This window comes from Enterococcus sp. AZ078 (assembly GCF_051714985.1).
GTDB lineage: Bacteria > Bacillota > Bacilli > Lactobacillales > Enterococcaceae > Enterococcus_B > Enterococcus_B hirae.
On the sequence record NZ_JBIOSW010000001.1, the window covers coordinates 1,870,493 to 1,887,719 of the forward strand.

Here is a 17,227-nt window from a genome sequence, read left to right on the forward strand (position 1 = left end):
AGACAGAGTTCTCCAAGTGCGCTTCATTGTATCCTCTCGTTTGGCTTTCACCACACCCAAACTCGCTTTGATCAAGTAAATACAATTACTCTCTTGTTCAACAAACTATGAAATTATTATATTAATTGAATTATAGCAGAAAAAAAAACTGCTGGCTAGGGATTTCTTATAAAAAATGTCCAGAAGGTCTAAAGGAGAAGAAATACCAACTGGACACTTTTTAACATAGTTCATTTCCTAAGAAAAAGAATTCTTAGTTATCCGCTACGATGATCGTTCCTTCTTCAGATGCGAGAAGGTTCTCGATATTTTCTAAAGAAGTAATAATCGCTTTAGCTTTTGGTTTTGCCTCAACAAAGGCAATTGCCGCTTCGACTTTTGGCAGCATACTTCCTGGTGCAAATTGATTTTCATCAATGTATTGCTTCATTTCTGAAACTGAAACAGTTTCTAGTTTCTTTTGATCTGGTTTTTGATAATTTACATAAACATTATCTACTCCAGTTAAAACGATCAATAGATCTGCATCGATAATTTCCGCTAATTTTTCAGAAGCAAAATCTTTATCGATAACCGCTTCTCTACCTTCTAAACCAGTTGCCGTTTCCACAACAGGAATTCCGCCACCACCAACAGAGACTGTAATCACGCCTTGTTCTACTAGCGTTTCAATCACTCGTGCTTCTTTAATTGAAATTGGTTTAGGAGAAGCCACTACTTTACGCCAGCCACGACCAGCATCTTCTTTAAAGGTTACTGTTGAATCAGCTTTCATTTGTTCATTGGCTTCTTCTTCGGTATAGAATGGTCCTACTGGTTTGCTTGGGTTTTTAAATGATGGATCGTTTTCATCAACGATGACTTGCGTAACAAGCGAAACCACATCTTTATCGATGCCTTTTTCTTTCAAGACTTCACCCATTGCATTTTGTAACCAGTACCCAATTGATCCTTCTGTCATTGCAACACAAGTATCTAAAGGCATCGCTGGTGTCTTTTCTGAGTCAGCTGCTTGTTGTTGGATCAGCAAATTCCCTACTTGTGGTCCATTCCCGTGAGAAATGATCAACTCATCCCCTTGTTCAATGAATTTTACTAAGTATTTTGCTGTTTCCATCAATGCCTCTTGTTGTGCTTTTGCACTTGCATCTGTTGATAAAATCGCATTACCACCTAATGCGACAACTACTTTACGATTTGCCATATTTGTCTTCCTTTCTCCAGAGAGTTCTGAATTTTCTCAATGACAAAACAAGCCAGCCCATGATGAGGTCCATTAAAGCTGACTCGTTTTGTTCTTGAGATGAATGTGATTAACCGTTACACACGAGGAATAAACAAGTTACCAAGTGTTGCTGCCATGATTGCTTTGATTGAGTGCATGCGGTTTTCTGCTTGGTCGAATTGACGTGCATATTTACTGCGGAAGACTTCATCAGTAACTTCCATCTCAGTAATGCCGAAGCGTTCTTTCATTTGTTCACCATAGATTGTGTTAGTATCATGGAATGCTGGTAAGCAATGTAAGAAAATCAAACGGTCAGTATTGTGCGTTTTTTCGATCATTTCCATGTTGATTTGGTAAGGTTTCAACAATTTGATTCGTTCTTCAAATTTATCTTCTTCACCCATTGATACCCAAACATCTGAATAAAGTACGTCAGCACCGTCAACACCTTTATCCACGTCATCAGTGATCATTAATTGTGCACCAGATTTAGCAGCAAATTCTTCTGCCATTTTAACGATTTCTTCTTCTGGTTGTAATTCTTTTGGTGCTACGATACGCATGTTTGCACCTAAAATAGCCCCAGTCACAAGTAAAGAGTTCGCCATGTTGTTACGTCCGTCACCACAATATGCCACTGTGATTCCTTCAACTGTTCCAAAGTTTTCTTGGATTGTTAAGAAATCTGCGATCATTTGTGTTGGATGCCATTCGTCTGTTAAACCATTCCATACTGGAACACCAGAAAATTCTGCTAGTTCTTCCACCATTTTTTGGCTAAAGCCGCGGAACTCAATTCCGTCAAACATTCGACCTAATACTTTAGCTGTATCTTCTGTTGATTCTTTTTTACCTAATTGGATATCATTGGCACCTAGATATTCAGGATGCGCACCTAAATCGATTGCTGCAGTTGTAAAAGCTGCACGTGTACGAGTAGACGTTTTTTCAAATAAAAGTGCAATGTTTTTACCTTCTAAGTAGTGATGTGGAATGCCACGTTTTTTCAAATCTTTTAAGTGCTCAGAAAAATCGATTAGATATTGTAATTCTTCTTTTGTAAAATCTTTTTCTGCTAATAAACTTCTTCCTTGAAATACTGACTCTTTCATAACTAAAATTCTCCTTTAGGTTGTTTGTTTTTGTTTTAAAGAGGAAATCTAGTGGCAGCTGACAGTTAGACTGCCACTAGCATTCATATTATTTTAAATCTTCACGTACTAATGGTTGGCTCATGCAGCGTGGACCACCACGACCGCGTGACAACTCACTTGAATTGATTTCCAATACTTTGATGCCATAGCTACGTAATAATTCATTGGATACATAGTTACGGTTGTACGTTACGACAACACCTGGTGCGATTGCCAGAGTATTAGAACCATCATTCCATTGTTCACGAGGAGCAACGATCGCATCGCCATTACCAGTTGGTATCAAGACTAAATCATCTAAACCTAACGCAGCTTTTAATGACGCTTGTAAGTCATCAGAATGAGCGATCTTGATGTCATCGCCTGCTTGTTCGATCGTAAAGACATCCATTTTTCCTTCTTTACTTTGGATTGCTGGATGGATCGTGAATTTATCATGATCAACCATGGTAAACACAGTATCTAAATGCATCATTGCTCGATTGTTAGGAATCTTGATTGCTAGGACTTTTTCAAAGCCTGCATGTTTAGCAAATAAATTACGTGCTAATTTTTCGATTGCTTTAGCGCTTGTTCGTTGTGAGATACCGACAGCGACGACTTTGTCACTTAGGATTAATTCATCTCCACCTTCGATGTGATCAGGGTTTTCACGATCTAACCATACTTCAACCCCTTTGTTCGCAAAACGTGGGTGATGTTTCAAGATGTATTCAGTAAACATTGATTCACGACGACGTGCTTCAAATGTCATCATGTTAACAGTCATCCCATTTCCCATTGATGCGGAAGGATCACGTGTAAAGTAAAGGTTTGGCATTGGGTCCATATAGAATGGATAGTCGTCATCTGAAGAAAGATCATACAGACTGTTTGAACGAACTGAAATATCTTTCGTGCGGACACCCGCCATAATTTTATCTACCATTTCTTGGGTTTCCATTGATAGAAGGAACTCATGAAGACCATCTCTTACAGCAGAAGATGCAATGTGGGATTCGTCTAACATTTTATTTAAAAATTGTTCTTTGACATTGCCGGCATCAATTGCTTCTGCAGCTAATTTTTCTAGATATAAAGTTTCGACGCCTTCATCTTGCAATGTCTTTGCAAAATAGTCATGCTCTTCTTGTGCGATTGGCAGATATGGAATATCATCAAACAACAGACGGTCCATAATATCTGGTGTTAAATTTTCCACTTCTTGTCCAGGTCGTTTCAATAAAACTGTCTTTAACTTCCCTATCTCAGAGAAAACGTGAATAGGTTTATCCATGTTGTGTTGCCTCCTTCGTTTTGATTACATACATAGAATACCGCCTTTTTGTAACCACTTTCATAATTTCTTCTCATCTAAAACGAGAGCAATTTCACATTATTAGAAGACAATTAAATAAATAAACGTTTTTACATTTTTTATTAACTTTTATCACTTTTTTTATACTGAAAACTCTCTCAAAAAAATATTTATTCATTAAAAAATTATTTTTGAATATTTTCTTTTTCGATATTTAACAAGGTTGATAGCGCTTGCTTTATGTAATAATTGTGTTTTTTATACAAAAATACCAATCATTAAAAAGAATTATGCAATCTATCCGTATAAATTATTCATAATAACAAAAAAGACTGATCACAAAGAATAAAATTGCTTTTTTAACCATGATTTTTCTTCTAGGTTAAAACTTTACATTTAAGCCAAAACCAGTCACAATATAGTATGTAGCTGAAAGTAAGGAGTGGGAGTTTTATGCGTATAAATAGAATTGATTATCATTTTTCAAAGTTACGCTATCAACCTGATTTTGAAAACTTTACTGACGAGGAATTTGAGCTCATTAAAGAGCATACGATCCTTCGTTCTTATAAAAAAGGACAAATTTTATTTGATGAAGGAGATGAACGACAACGTCTCTACATTTTAACATCAGGATTGGTTCGTCTAGAACGATATGATGAAAGTGCTACTTATTATTATTATGATTATGTCAATCCAAATAACCTTTTCCCAATGTCTGGTATTTTTGAAGAAGGAATTTATTCATACACTGCTCAAGCAATGACAGACATCGAAACTTTCTCTTTCCCAGTATCTTGTTATGAAAAAATTGCGAAAAACAATCCAAAACAATTACTCTATATGATCCATAAAATCTCAAAAGTAGTAGCGATGCACGAACTGCGGATACAGATCGGTTTAACTTCTAGCGCTTTTGATCGAGTGAAACAAAACTTATTCATTTTAAAAGAAGAGCTTGGCATACCAACCACAGATGGCCATGTCGAAATTCCATACCCTATCACACTAAAAGAATTAGCGGTTAATAGTGGGACAACGAGAGAGACTGCTGGACAAGTAATCAAACAGTTAAAAGATTCTGGTTTATTAGATTACCAAAAGAAACGGTTTACTTTTTGTAAAACTGCTGTGACGCCTGCTTTAAGAGAATAAAAAAACATACTAAGATGAGGCTGCCCTTATCTTAGTATGTTTTATTTTTTTGTCTAAGCCTGATTTATTTGTAAAGGAGACAAAGAAACCTTTTCATCCTTGTTTGCGGTGCTGATGCCAAAATAGGAGGTGTCTAGGAATCATTATCGCTATTAGTGGTTTCAAGACATACAGATAATGAACTTTAGCAACCTTTAATTCTTTGAAATTACGATATTTCAACCGACTTTCCCCAAGGCGATTTTTCCAGGAAATTTTTTTATAATACTCTTTATCTTGATAGTAATAAACTAAGTTTTCTTGTAAATTATAACCTTTGTGTCCCTTCGCATATAACCGCATATATAGGTCATAATCTTGTCCTCTAACAGTATCTTTTGAAACTCGATAACCCGCTACAGATTCTAAGATGTGTTTTCTAAACATAGCCGATGGATTGATGAACGGACTCGTTTTCAAGAGATCTTTTATTTCAGGTCGTTCTTTGACCACCCGTTCACCATAGACACCCTCTTGGTCCCATAAATAGGCATTACTGCCAACAAAACCAAATTCTGGATGAGCCTCTAAAAACGCTACCTGCTTTGCCATACGTTCCACGTGACAATAATCATCGTCATCTAGTTGCATAATGTAGTTCCCCCGTGCATGTTTGATTGCCTGGTTGCGAGTATAAGCACTTTTAGAATTTCTAGCGTTTTGATAGATTCTGATACGTTGATCTTGTTTTTTTAATTTCGTTAAAAGTTCCCAAGTATGATCTGTTGATCGATCATCGACAATAATGATTTCAAAATCTTGATAGCTTTGTCTTAGTACAGAATTGACTGTTCGCTCAATCGATTTTTCTGCATTGAAAGTGGGGATAATCACACTAATCATTTGACTGCTCCTTTTTTCCATTTACTAGAGATCCCTGTTCTTTCACAACGAGTAAACCTACTAAGATCCATAGTAATCGTGAATTTTGTAAAGAAATACTAAAAGAAAAAATAATATTCGTTAATATTAAAAGACACAGCAACCATTTTTTCAGCAATAATTTTCTGACAAACTGACCAAATACCAACAACATTCCCATCATTGCTGGGACTATTCCCCATTCAACAGCTATTTGTAAAAAAGTATTATGAGCAATCGTCGGGCTTCCACTAACTGATAAAGCAACTGAAGAGTAGTCAACGAAACCGATACCCATGAAATGAGTCCGCGTTAACAAAAGTTGTGCTGTTTTCCAAGCTTCTGTTCTACCGGAACCTCCAGCAACGATTGCGCCATAAAAATTAGTGAAAACTCCCTCAAATCGGACAAATTGCGGAATGGAAAGAAAACGTGCAATTAAATTACTTACATAATCAGCAAAAAGAAAATGCGTACCGATAATCAATACACTCGCTGTCATGATTGTCATTACAAGATGTTTGATGTTGATATTTTTCCTAAATAATTTTTGAATTAGAAATAACAAATTGATTACTAAAAATGCTACAACCCCTGTTTTGGATGCAGATAACAAAATACAGGATGTATAACCCATGAATGCAATCAGGTTCTTCCACTTACCTTTAAATGGTCTTAAGTACCAGATACAGTAGCCACATGTTTGAAGATAAGCAAAATAGTTAGGATCATTCATGAATCCTTTCAAACGTAGATCACCGAACAAAACAAATGATTTCAAACTTGCTGGAGCTACTAGAAAAATGAACATACTAAGACAGCCAAAAAAAAGTGTTCCGACTTTTGCCCCAGATAAAAAATCTTTTTTCAACTCTGGATTTATATGAAGGATCGAGATCGTTAGAATCAAATAAAGGAGATTGACGAAAAATTTTTGTCCCGTCATGATGACTGAAAAAAGCGAAACAGAAGTATCCACCCATGAACTTAACAGTATCGTGGACAATAACCGCCAACAAATAACCCCAATAAAAAATAGTACTAATTGTTTACTGAACACCACTTTTTTCATTAGTAGAAGGTAGCCAACTAATAGCACCATAAATACATCACTTATTGACATATTGATCCCGAAAAAAACACGCGAAATACAGAGTGTAAATCCCAATAGGTAAAATAACCTTCCTAAAATTTTTTGGTTGCTTTTCGTTAATTCATCAATTGATGAGTACCCATGTGCTTCAATTGTTTTCATTTTCTATCTCCCCGTGCGCCTTTAACAGCAAAAATTCACTGATTGATTTATTTTTCCAATCATCATTTCTATCTTTTCTTCATTCATCAGAAGCATTTGCAAACGCTATAACTTTCTTGGCTGCTTCGCTTTCATCTTCTGGTAACTGTTCAATTAGCTGGGTGACTTCTTTTAAAGAAAAGCCTTTAATGTCCCCAACAAAAATCTTCTCAAAAATTTGCGTTTCTTTCTTTTCTTTTTCTAATAGCAATTCTTCATATAATTTTTCCCCTGGACGTATCCCTGTTTCAACAATTTCGATATCTTCTTCTGTATAACCACTCAAATGGATCATATTCTTAGCTAGATCCACGATCTTGATCGGCTTATCCATATCCAAAACAAAAATTTCTCCTCCCTTAGCCAATGCACCTGATTGAATAACTAATCTGCTCGCTTCAGGGATCGTCATGAAGTAGCGGGTCATCCGAAAATCGGTGACAGTGATCGGTCCCCCTCTTAAAATCTGTTCTTTAAACAGTGGAATAACACTACCTCTAGACCCAAGGACATTCCCGAAACGGACAGCCGAAAACTTGGTCTCACCAGATTGGTTCAGACTTGTGATTAACATTTCTGCAATTCTTTTTGTTGCTCCCATCACATTTGGCGGGCGATTTGCTTTATCAGAAGAAATCATCACAAAGTTCTTAACATGATTTTTTTTAGCTGCTTCCGCCACATTTTTTGTTCCGTTAATATTATTCTTAATTGCTTCTGTAGGATTATATTCCATCAGCGGAACGTGCTTATGTGCGGCTGCATGATAAACAATCGTGGGATGGTATTTTTCCATCAAATAAAAGATGCGTTCTCTATCTTGAATATCAGCAATAATTGGTAGAATCTCTACTTTCCTCTGAGGATCTAATGTAGTTAGTTCTCGATGAATCGAATAAATCGAATTTTCTCCATGTCCAAGTAAAATCAACTTTGCTGGTTCAAATGCCAAAACTTGCCGACAAATCTCTGAACCAATCGAGCCCCCAGCCCCAGTTACTAAAATCGTTTGTCCTTCTAATTGATGGCTGATACTTTCTAGGTCAAGGGAAACTTCCTCTCTTCCTAATAGATCGATCACATCTACTTCTTTTAATTGCGAAACATTGATTTTTCCGGTAGCTACTTCTTCAAAAGAGGGAACCATATTTACCTTGATATTCTTATTTTCAATGGATTGAACAAGCTGTTGGATCTTCTTTTTTGGTAACGAAGGAATCGCTATCGTAACCATATTGATACGGAATGTCTGGATCAATTGATTTATTTCACGGGTATTTCCCAGTACTTTTTTACCTAAAAGATAAGTTCCCCATTTGTTACAATCATCATCGACAAAGCCCACAACTTCAATATTATTCACAATTTGAGAACCTAAAAAACTTTGATACAGTAATTGTCCACCCTCTCCAGCACCAATGATCAAGATTCGTACTTTTTTTTCATTCGAACGACCATTTTTATTTTTCAATTCAACCCAGACCCGCCAGCCTAACCGACTACTAGCAATCAATAAAAGTGCCATTATGTAAGAAAAAACAACTAATCGCAAACTAATCTGGTACATGAGCTCCTGGTTAAACAAGTAAAACAAAGGAAAAATTGAAAATAACATAAAAGTGAGTGCCGCAAAGATCCCTAACAACTCATTAAGATTCGTATAACGATTGATTCTTGTAAATACTTTAAAGATCCCACCATAGAACAGATAACAAACAACTGATGAAATGAGTGTTATTGCCAAATAATCTCTATTGATGATAACAAATGGAACCATAAATATAAAACTGATGTAATTAGCAAGTATGATCAGAAAACTATCGAGTAGCACCAAACTAATCGCTTTGATTTTTCTAGTTGGTTTAATCAATAAATCACCTTCTTTAGTACTTGATATGCACGATCTTGATCAACATTTTCTTTCAATCATTTTAACACACCATCTACTACCTCAATAATAGTAGTTGATATCTTTCGACTTCTTTACTCCATTATAGACAATCCCTAAGATATTTGCCTGAGCGATCGTCAACAGTTCCTTTGCTTTGAACAATTCTTGTTTTAGCGTTTTTCGTTCTCTCACGACAATGATTGTACCATCTGTTTTTGAAGCTAGTATCTGTGCATCCGTCACAGGCACAACAGGCGGTAAATCAAAAATGATCAAATCAAAATTTACGCTTAATTCATCAATGATTTCATTCATTCGGCTTGACTCGAGTAATTCAGAAGGATTGGGAGGTTTTGGTCCACTGGTCATTGTCCACAAATGTGCAATATTTGTTTCATGAATGAATACGAAAGCTGATTCATTTCTTTTTTTTAACAGGTTAGTTAGTCCGTCACTGTTCGAGGTTGAACGAAATGTACTTTCTACACTTGGCTTTCTTAAATCTGCATCAATTAGGAGTGTTTTCTTCCCGCTATTTGCAAAAACAATCGCTAGATTCGCTGAAACAGTTGACTTCCCTTCCTCTGGACCTGCTGAAGTAACGACGATTGTCTTTATATCCTGATCAAATGAGCTAAATTGGATATTTGATCGAACCGTTCGATACTGTTCAGAGATCATGGACGATTGTTTACTAGCACTAATCAGAGGAACACCCTTTTTTTTCATATTATTTTTCACGTATTAGTCTCCTCATCTATTTTCGTGTGAACCGATTTTCTCTGCTTAGATGTGTACGCGCTCGTTGTCTATGTGTATGCGTTCCTTGTCGAGAGTATGTTGTGAGTTGAATCGATTGCCCACTTTCAATTTCCTTATTACTCATTTCACTAATTATCCCTAAGACTGGATACCCCATCGTTGCGAGAAAATGCTCATCCTTTACTGTTTTATCCAATATTTCTAACAAGACAGCCATCCCGATCCCTAGAAGTAAACCTAAAAATGCACCAAGAAAAAGATTCAACCGTTTATTGGGTGAAACCGGTAGCTGATTTGCTTGCGCAATTGATGTGATTGTTACTTTATTTACGTCTAAAACTTCTTTTACTTTTTCTTCAAAAGTATAAGCAAGAACATTTGCTATATTCGCAGCTTTTTCAGCTTCATCTGACATCACCTTGATATGGAACATTTGTGAGTCTGAAGATTGAATAATCTGAATATTCTTTCTCAATTGATCTTTCGTTAAGTAATAAGCAAATTTATTTTCTAAGTATTCGGTTGCTTCATTAAGTACGATATCTCCTAAAATCATGTCTTTATATGTATTAATCAAGAGTACATTTGCATGTACTTCTGATTGTAAATTATGGTTGACGATTTCGTTTTTCGATTGAACGATCAATTCAGCCGATGAACTGTATGTTGGAGTAATAACAAAATAAGTTACTCCAGTCGCAACGGCGAAACCGCCGATCAATGAACAAATGATCAACAGTATCCGTTTTTTTAACCAGCTTAGTATCTCATTCAAATTAATAACCGCTTCCATCTTTTCGCCCCTTTCTATTCTATTTTTCACGTCGAACTATTTTCTTTCTGAAAAACTCACTTACGCCAAATAGGAACAAGCTCAACAGGATACTGAAAAGACCAAATTTCATAAACATAAAGAGAAAATTTTTCAAATAAGTCGTTAAAAATAAGTATAGAGCTTCAGAATGAATACCCAATCGTTCAATCAATCGAGTTACATACAAATAGGTCGGTAAAGCCCCTACCATTAATCCAGCTCCACCGATCACATAAGCAAGGTAACGGATAATTAAATGAAAGAAAGGTTTGTTAAGCGAAATGATTGCGGAAAATAAGATTCCAAAAAAAGCGACTGCAAAAATGAGCAACAGGTTAAGGGTGGATGTATAAGCCATTATTTTTTTGCCGTATAACGCAAAATAAGGGATTTCGATATCACGCCGAACTGTTTCAATACTCACTTTTTTTAGTTTATTTACTGTGGTTTCAAATTCTGCATTTCTTGGGTAATTCTTTTCTTTTCCATAACTTTCTAATTGGCTTTGGACTGTCTCTTCTATTTGCTTCTCCCCTTCTAATTGAAAGGTTGAGCCAGCATAGATACTATGAATATATTGTTTGATATTATCATTTACTAAGCTTTCTGAAACTGTCTGATTCAACCATTTTTGGGAGATATTGGCACCTCTTCCTACATCAGCAATTGTGTGATTGATCTCTTTAGTGATCGTTTCCCCATAATGTGAGGATTCCACTGCACGGATCATAAAATTTTGATTGAATAAAGTAATCTTAAGAATGCCCAAGACAAAAATTGCAAATAAACTAAGCGAACAGATAAAAGCAAGAATCATTTTTGGCACTTTTCGCCATTGTTTTCTTTTTTTCATAACTATTTTTACCAAATGTAAGAAAAGACCATAAAATTTCACAAACTCATTGCAACTTAAATTGCCCCACTTCGAAATTTTTTATCCACTAACTTCATTTTTAGTGAGCCAAACAAGCGATTATTCGATTGATCATTTGATTCTTTTTTGGTAAATCCACCTCTTTTCAAAGCGTTTTGCTTAACACATGAGTAGCGCAATTTTTCAATTCATTATTTATCTGGTTGGATCATTGGCCCCTTAATGAGATCGCCTAGAATAAATAATCTTTGATCCGTCATTCCAATACTATCGACTGGATAACAAGTATACAGAATCAGTTTTCCTTGCTGTTTTTGAACTAGAAGTTGACTAATCAATTTCGCATTTTTATCTAAAATCTTTGTTTCGTATACTTGGTAAACATACTCACCATAACTAGTGGAAATGTTAATCTTATCCGTAATTTTGACAGCACTTAATTTTCCAAATTCACTACTATTATGCCCACCAATCAATGTAGTCCCATGTTCACCTGGATACACAGACCCCATGTATTGTCCAGCACCCTCTCGTAAAATATCATCTGAGTCTCCATAATATAAGGGCACATTCAAATTTACAGAAGCAACATCAACCTGTCCATATTGATACCCGCTTCTTGGATAATCGATTTTACTGGAGGGAATGTTCTCTCCTTCCAACTCAATTGTTTTCCGTTTTTCTTCTAACTCACTAGTTGACATACCTTTAGCTGATGGTTGTGTCTTTTTTTCATATTTTGGAATATCCGAAAGCAGAAACAATCGCAAGGAAGAAGTCGTAAACTGAATGACAGGTCGCCCAATAATATACATTAGCGAATAACCCATGATTAAAAAAAAGATAGGGGTAAAAATCATTCCGCCTATTCTTTTTAATTTTTTCTTTTTTTTATGCAAGTTTGACTTTCTTTCCTACGATGAATGCACCTGTCGCAGTCATCATTAAACATCCAATTGCAAGAATGCTTAAGATAGGGAATGTTCCCGTTTGTTTAATCGGTTGTTTCGAGTTGAACACTGCTGAAATCGAGCCATCAGAGTTTTGTGTGCCTAGCTCAACATACCCTTTATTCCAACTTAAAACGACTAATCCTAAAGCATCCGCTGTTGATGAAATCAATTGCTGAATTTCCAAAATTGTTTCCCTAGGGATAATTTTTATTAAATCATTTATCGTATGAACCGATGACAAATCAATGTCTAAATTAGTCAGTTTTTGCTTCACATTTTGGATATTTTTTACTGCTGTATCCACTTGTGACTTGGATAAATCATTTTGTTTTAAATAATTTTCAGTTTGTGTAATATATGTTTGAGGCATTTGAAATTCTTTGCCTTGAATTAAAATAGGTTGAGTCAATTCTTGGATGATCATTTGCTCATCTTGCGAAATCGCCCCGGCAGCATCAACATAAGACGTAAAAAAGAAACTACATAAAATTAAAACCATACTCTGTAACACATATTTCATCTTCTAACTCTCCTTTTCCTATCAAAATAATTAAACAACCATTAAAAAATAACACATAAAAGCATTTCTACCATCCATATTAGCATATGTTATTTCTTAAGACAATTAAATAAATGCCTTCAAAACAAATAACCATCGTAATAAAATCACTACTCGCAAAATAACAATTACTATTTAAAAATAGTTATTATAATAAGCGATTTTGCTGAGAACATAGTATTTACGTCATTTGTATTCTTAATCTCTAATCCATATTATCGCGAGATCTCTTATTAATATAACGATTTGAACAATAGAACAAAAATTTCCAAATTTAGAAATTTTAAGTCAAAAAAGCTTGGAACAAATAAAAGATTGTCCCAAGCTCTTTGATAGATGTAAAAATAAAAATGATATTCTAACTTTCATATTTCATTAATTAATCGATTTCACTTACTACAAAGTAAGTTTTTCTCAACCGCTCTTGCCATGTATACGAAAATAAGGTGAATTTTACTCATTTCCTCCTTGATTCAATACCAAACTAGGTTTCGCATTTAAACGAAGATCAGCGAAATTAGCTTGTTTCAACTCTACATGCGCAGCTGCTCCAATCATTGCTGCATTATCACCACAAAGTTTTAATGGAGGGATCAGCAGTTCAATTTCTGGATGTTCTTTTTTCAATGCCTCTTCGAGAGTTTCACGCAATCCTTGATTAGCTGCAACTCCACCTGCTACAATCAATTGTTTGACTGGGTATTCGTTACAAGCACGAAGGGTTTTATTGACTAAAACATCCACAACGCTCGCTTGAAAACTAGCAGCTAAATTATTTGTATCAAGAGTTTCTCCACGTTGTTGGGCATTGTGTACTAAATTGATAAAGGCGCTTTTTAAACCACTAAAGCTAAAATCATAATTACTTTCATGAATCATGGCTCTTGGAAAATGGTAGGTATCTTCACCACGATGCGCTAACTGATCGATTTCTTTTCCGCTTGGATAACTCAAACCTAAGACACGACCAACTTTGTCATAAGCTTCTCCAGCGGCATCGTCTCTCGTTTCACCGATGATTTGATAGTTCCCGTCTTCCTTCATATAGACCAGCTCTGTATGTCCACCACTGACAAGCAATGCTAGTAGCGGAAATTCAAAAGGCTTTTGAAAGCGTGCAGCGTAAATATGACCTGCCATATGGTTCACAGGTATCAAAGGCAAATTGTTCGCCCAAGCAAAAGCTTTAGCGGCAGAAATCCCAATCAGTAACGAACCAACTAAACCAGGACCATAAGTAACCGCTACAGCACTCAGTTGTTCAACAGAAGTGCCTGCCTCCGCCAAAGCGTCTTCGATACATAAAGTGATTTGCTCTACATGATGGCGACTTGCTACCTCTGGAACAACACCGCCAAATCTTTTATGGCTGTTAATCTGTGAAGCAATGACATTGGCTAAAATCTCATCACCATTTTTCACAACTGCGACACTCGTTTCATCGCAACTTGATTCAATTGCCAGAATCAATTCTTCTTTCATTTCATCGTCTCCGTTTTTAACTTTGTACTCATAATGATCGCATCTTCTACTGGATCATGATAATAAGATTTTCGTTTCCCTAGTTCTCTAAATTTCTCTGATTGGTAAAGATGACGAGCTGCTAGGTTAGACGTTCGTACTTCTAAATAAACATTATATGTTCCTGCTTGTTTTTCTCGGTCTAATAAAAAGCGTAATAACTGACGTGCATACCCTTTTTTTTGCAGTTTTTTTGCCACAGCAATATTCGTGATCTCCGTCTCATCGATAACTTTCGAATAGCCAATGAATCCTTGGAGTAGCGAATTTTCCACCAATAAGTAATATTGCGTATGTGGTTGTTGGATATCCATTAAAAATTGGTCTTTGGTCCAAGGAGAACCATGTTCATATGCTTCCTCACAAAGCGCCCATAAACAAGACGCTAACTGTTCATCCTCAAAGTCACTCTTAGTATAAATCAATTGTACCTCTCATTTTTCTAAATATTTGATCATTTCTAATCCATCTTCATTTGTTTGGGTATAATACCCTTTTTTTACTTTGTTCGATTGAAATCCTAATTTCCGATAGAGTCTTTGGGCATCTTGATTACTCATTCTCACCTCTAAAGAGAGTGTGTCACAGCGATTCATTATAGCAAATTTTTCAATTTCGTCAATTAACAATGTACCAATGTTTCTTCGTTGGTACACAGGAATAACCGCAATATTTGTAATATGGCAATCCAAGCCAAAAATTCTCGCACCTATAAATCCAATTAACTGTTCACCGTCTAGTATTCCTAAATATAAATTTTGAAAAGGTGAATTTAATTCAGAAAGGAAGGCACTTTTTGTCCATGGTAATTCGCCATTGTATACCTGGCGTTCAATCGATAATAAATTTTTGATATCTCGAGGTATCAGCTCTTTTATTCGATAGCTTTTCCCTTGATTTTCAATTATCTTAGTAGCAAATTCTTTTTTTTCATAGAATAAACTTCTAGCATATGCTTTAAATTTTTTCAACATATCTTTCGTCTCCAGGAGTGTGGGTTTCCAACCACTTTTCCTCTGCTTCTACTTTTTTCAAATAACGTGGTACAAAATTGGTTAAATCTCTTACTGGTTCACGATTGGCCCCTAATGTTGCAATCGTACAGCCATTAGGAAGATCCCATTCAAGCACCTTATTTATTTCTGCTTCATGTAATACTTCCTTTATTTCATTCGTAAATTTTTGCGTATCTGTTCCGACAAATAAGATAGGTTCATCGAACTGAGACAGTTGCTTAAGCAGTTCTTCAATTGAAATATGTACATCTTCAAGAACTGTTTCTAATTTTCCATTTTGTCTTCGGTACACACCAGCATAAACATTTTTTCTTCTTGCATCAAATAAAGGCACGATCAACCCATTTACGTTCCGGCAATTAGCAGCAATTGCTTGTAAACTTGAAATCCCCACAAGTTCTTTACCCAATGTATATGCAAGTGTTTTTGCAGTAGTTACACCGATTCTTAGACCGGTGTATGAACCTGGTCCATCGGAAACAGCAATTCGATCGATAGCGGTTGGTGCTAATCCGAGTGCTGAGAATAACTGATCGATAGCCGGCATCAAACTAACGCTATGATTTTTCTGTTTATTGATTTGGATTTGTCCTAAGACAGTATCATCTTCAATCAAGCCGATCGCTAAAGTTTGATTAGCGGTGTCTATCCCTAATGTAATCATTTTGATGCATCCTTTCTACTAACTTCTATCGTTTTATATTGTAGCATACTTCTTGCTAAGAAAAAGACAATTCATTTCAGAAAAAAAGAAAAAAAGTTGCAATCATTCGCAACTTTCTCTTGATTTGTTCTTTAGTTTTTTGTAGACTCACGCAAGATAAGATCCGTTTCTACAATGGTTTTTCTCGAAACAGGTGCTTTTTCATTCATCATTTGTAAAACGGTCTCTACCGCCAGTTCCCCCATCCATTCCGTGTGAACTTTGACTGTCGAAAGAGCTGGGGAAACATATTTTGCTACACTAATGTCATTGAATCCGATCAATGAGATATCCTCAGGTACTTTCAGACCTTTTTCGTTAATTGCCTTCAATGCACCGATCGCTAGTGTGTCATTTGCTGCAAACAGCGCCTCAAACGAATACTGTCCACTATCTAAGTATTCTTTGACTTTCCGATAGCCAGATTCAACTGAAAAATCTGCTTCAATGATCGTTGTAGTCAATCCTTTACCAGCCATGATTTGTTGGTAGGCGGCAATCCTTGGGTCATCAATCCGTTGATGTCCTTTTTTGGTGTATTCCCTACCAGCAAGCATTGCAATCGCTTTTTTATCCTGGTTAAAAAAATAATCAATCACTTTTTGGATACTTGTTTGAAAATCAACGATTAATGAATTAATGTTATAGGGTGTTCCATCAAAATCAACTAATAACAGATTGCTTTGTGTCTGCTTCAATTCAATCAACTGCTGCTCATCGAATTTTCCTAGAGCAATCGTTCCATTTGTCGGTCTATCACTGATAGCGTCCCACGTTTCCTTTAGCAAAGTCACATTTGATTCCTCTGCCTTTTTCTCTATTCCCAAACGAATAGCAAGATAATAGAGATCCTCTAATTCTTCTTGATCATTGTACCATTGGATCAAACGCAACGACTTTTGATTCAACGATGTGTTTCTATGATGCTTCGTGTAATTCAACTCTTCAGCAGCCTCAAAAATTTTTCTTTTCGTTGCTAGGCTAACTGATAACTCCTGATCATCATTTAAGACTCTTGACACAGTAGCAGGAGAAACCCCTGCCAACTTTGCAATATCTTTAATCGTTGCCACTTGTTTCTCCTCCTATCTATTCCACTCGGGCAT

The 17,227-nt window shown here is 35.9% G+C and carries 17 protein-coding genes and 1 other annotated feature (1 of these 18 only partly in view); of the genes, 1 reads left to right on the top strand and 16 read right to left on the bottom strand.

The window, feature by feature from the left end; genetic code table 11:
- Window positions 1–110 (bottom strand) — a binding site (T-box leader) (it extends 90 nt beyond the left edge of the window).
- A 143-nt stretch (window positions 111–253) separates the two neighbouring features.
- From arcC to arcA, 3 genes are all read right to left on the bottom strand, one after another.
- A complete protein-coding gene (arcC, locus tag IGJ18_RS08610; RefSeq protein ID WP_010718867.1) occupies window positions 254–1,204 on the bottom strand; it encodes a carbamate kinase in 951 nt (316 codons plus the stop codon).
- Window positions 1,205–1,320: 116 nt separating this feature from the next.
- Window positions 1,321–2,340: an ornithine carbamoyltransferase gene (argF, locus tag IGJ18_RS08615; protein WP_010718866.1), complete on the bottom strand. Its 1,020-nt coding sequence runs from the start codon at window positions 2,338–2,340 to the stop codon at window positions 1,321–1,323.
- An 88-nt stretch (window positions 2,341–2,428) separates the two neighbouring features.
- Window positions 2,429–3,658, bottom strand: a complete 1,230-nt coding sequence (arcA, locus tag IGJ18_RS08620) for an arginine deiminase (protein WP_010718865.1) — start codon at window positions 3,656–3,658, stop codon at window positions 2,429–2,431.
- A 474-nt stretch (window positions 3,659–4,132) separates the two neighbouring features.
- On the opposite strand from arcA, the gene IGJ18_RS08625 reads away from it, so the two are divergent.
- A complete protein-coding gene (locus IGJ18_RS08625; protein WP_010718864.1) occupies window positions 4,133–4,834 on the top strand; it encodes a Crp/Fnr family transcriptional regulator in 702 nt (233 codons plus the stop codon).
- Window positions 4,835–4,927: 93 nt separating this feature from the next.
- Here the strand turns inward: IGJ18_RS08625 and IGJ18_RS08630 are convergent, their stop codons facing one another.
- The 13 genes from IGJ18_RS08630 to IGJ18_RS08690 all read right to left on the bottom strand — a co-directional run bounded on the left by IGJ18_RS08630 (window position 4,928) and on the right by IGJ18_RS08690 (window position 17,194).
- A complete protein-coding gene (locus IGJ18_RS08630; RefSeq protein WP_438843191.1) occupies window positions 4,928–5,716 on the bottom strand; it encodes a glycosyltransferase family 2 protein in 789 nt (262 codons plus the stop codon).
- Window positions 5,709–6,989, bottom strand: coding sequence for an O-antigen ligase family protein (locus tag IGJ18_RS08635; protein WP_438843192.1), 1,281 nt, complete (start codon window positions 6,987–6,989; stop codon window positions 5,709–5,711). Before IGJ18_RS08635 ends, IGJ18_RS08630 begins: the two co-directional genes overlap by 8 nt.
- A 79-nt stretch (window positions 6,990–7,068) precedes the next feature.
- Window positions 7,069–8,898, bottom strand: coding sequence for a polysaccharide biosynthesis protein (locus tag IGJ18_RS08640; protein ID WP_438843193.1), 1,830 nt, complete (start codon window positions 8,896–8,898; stop codon window positions 7,069–7,071).
- Window positions 8,899–8,979: 81 nt separating this feature from the next.
- Entirely contained in the window at window positions 8,980–9,648 is a 669-nt protein-coding gene (locus IGJ18_RS08645) for a CpsD/CapB family tyrosine-protein kinase (protein ID WP_025480509.1), read from the bottom strand.
- A gap of 28 nt (window positions 9,649–9,676) precedes the next feature.
- Window positions 9,677–10,474, bottom strand: a complete 798-nt coding sequence (locus IGJ18_RS08650; RefSeq protein WP_063627252.1) for a YveK family protein — start codon at window positions 10,472–10,474, stop codon at window positions 9,677–9,679.
- Between the two features lie 19 nt (window positions 10,475–10,493).
- Window positions 10,494–11,348: a hypothetical protein gene (locus IGJ18_RS08655; RefSeq protein ID WP_051641758.1), complete on the bottom strand. Its 855-nt coding sequence runs from the start codon at window positions 11,346–11,348 to the stop codon at window positions 10,494–10,496.
- 212 nt (window positions 11,349–11,560) lie between these two features.
- Window positions 11,561–12,229 carry a class D sortase gene (locus IGJ18_RS08660; protein ID WP_010718857.1) on the bottom strand — a complete coding sequence of 223 codons (669 nt, stop codon included), beginning with the start codon at window positions 12,227–12,229 and terminating at the stop codon, window positions 11,561–11,563.
- A gap of 31 nt (window positions 12,230–12,260) precedes the next feature.
- Window positions 12,261–12,842 carry a hypothetical protein gene (locus IGJ18_RS08665; RefSeq protein ID WP_438843194.1) on the bottom strand — a complete coding sequence of 194 codons (582 nt, stop codon included), beginning with the start codon at window positions 12,840–12,842 and terminating at the stop codon, window positions 12,261–12,263.
- Between the two features lie 492 nt (window positions 12,843–13,334).
- Window positions 13,335–14,363, bottom strand: a complete 1,029-nt coding sequence (gene tsaD / locus IGJ18_RS08670) for a tRNA (adenosine(37)-N6)-threonylcarbamoyltransferase complex transferase subunit TsaD (RefSeq protein WP_094940616.1) — start codon at window positions 14,361–14,363, stop codon at window positions 13,335–13,337.
- Window positions 14,360–14,827, bottom strand: coding sequence for a ribosomal protein S18-alanine N-acetyltransferase (gene rimI / locus IGJ18_RS08675; RefSeq protein ID WP_010737792.1), 468 nt, complete (start codon window positions 14,825–14,827; stop codon window positions 14,360–14,362). The genes tsaD and rimI (IGJ18_RS08675) overlap by 4 nt, the downstream gene beginning before the upstream one ends.
- Window positions 14,828–14,836: 9 nt before the next feature.
- A complete protein-coding gene (gene rimI, locus IGJ18_RS08680; protein WP_438843195.1) occupies window positions 14,837–15,376 on the bottom strand; it encodes a ribosomal protein S18-alanine N-acetyltransferase in 540 nt (179 codons plus the stop codon).
- Window positions 15,360–16,082, bottom strand: coding sequence for a tRNA (adenosine(37)-N6)-threonylcarbamoyltransferase complex dimerization subunit type 1 TsaB (tsaB, locus tag IGJ18_RS08685; RefSeq protein ID WP_438843196.1), 723 nt, complete (start codon window positions 16,080–16,082; stop codon window positions 15,360–15,362). The genes rimI (IGJ18_RS08680) and tsaB overlap by 17 nt, the downstream gene beginning before the upstream one ends.
- Before the next feature lie 131 nt (window positions 16,083–16,213).
- A complete protein-coding gene (locus IGJ18_RS08690) occupies window positions 16,214–17,194 on the bottom strand; it encodes a LacI family DNA-binding transcriptional regulator (RefSeq protein WP_438843197.1) in 981 nt (326 codons plus the stop codon).
- Between the last annotated feature and the right edge of the window lie 33 nt (window positions 17,195–17,227).

What these genes read in the sequence shown, in the direction of transcription:
- arcC (WP_010718867.1), bottom strand. Translation starts at nt 1,204, where the DNA reads ATGGCAAATCGTAAAGTAGTTGTCGCATTAGGTGGTAATGCGATTTTA.
- argF (WP_010718866.1), bottom strand. Translation starts at nt 2,340, where the DNA reads ATGAAAGAGTCAGTATTTCAAGGAAGAAGTTTATTAGCAGAAAAAGAT.
- arcA (WP_010718865.1), bottom strand. Translation starts at nt 3,658, where the DNA reads ATGGATAAACCTATTCACGTTTTCTCTGAGATAGGGAAGTTAAAGACA.
- IGJ18_RS08625 (WP_010718864.1), top strand. Translation starts at nt 4,133, where the DNA reads ATGCGTATAAATAGAATTGATTATCATTTTTCAAAGTTACGCTATCAA.
- IGJ18_RS08630 (WP_438843191.1), bottom strand. Translation starts at nt 5,716, where the DNA reads ATGATTAGTGTGATTATCCCCACTTTCAATGCAGAAAAATCGATTGAG.
- IGJ18_RS08635 (WP_438843192.1), bottom strand. Translation starts at nt 6,989, where the DNA reads ATGAAAACAATTGAAGCACATGGGTACTCATCAATTGATGAATTAACG.
- IGJ18_RS08645 (WP_025480509.1), bottom strand. Translation starts at nt 9,648, where the DNA reads ATGAAAAAAAAGGGTGTTCCTCTGATTAGTGCTAGTAAACAATCGTCC.
- IGJ18_RS08650 (WP_063627252.1), bottom strand. Translation starts at nt 10,474, where the DNA reads ATGGAAGCGGTTATTAATTTGAATGAGATACTAAGCTGGTTAAAAAAA.
- IGJ18_RS08655 (WP_051641758.1), bottom strand. Translation starts at nt 11,348, where the DNA reads ATGAAAAAAAGAAAACAATGGCGAAAAGTGCCAAAAATGATTCTTGCT.
- IGJ18_RS08660 (WP_010718857.1), bottom strand. Translation starts at nt 12,229, where the DNA reads ATGATTTTTACCCCTATCTTTTTTTTAATCATGGGTTATTCGCTAATG.
- IGJ18_RS08665 (WP_438843194.1), bottom strand. Translation starts at nt 12,842, where the DNA reads ATGAAATATGTGTTACAGAGTATGGTTTTAATTTTATGTAGTTTCTTT.
- tsaD (WP_094940616.1), bottom strand. Translation starts at nt 14,363, where the DNA reads ATGAAAGAAGAATTGATTCTGGCAATTGAATCAAGTTGCGATGAAACG.
- rimI (WP_438843195.1), bottom strand. Translation starts at nt 15,376, where the DNA reads ATGTTGAAAAAATTTAAAGCATATGCTAGAAGTTTATTCTATGAAAAA.
- tsaB (WP_438843196.1), bottom strand. Translation starts at nt 16,082, where the DNA reads ATGATTACATTAGGGATAGACACCGCTAATCAAACTTTAGCGATCGGC.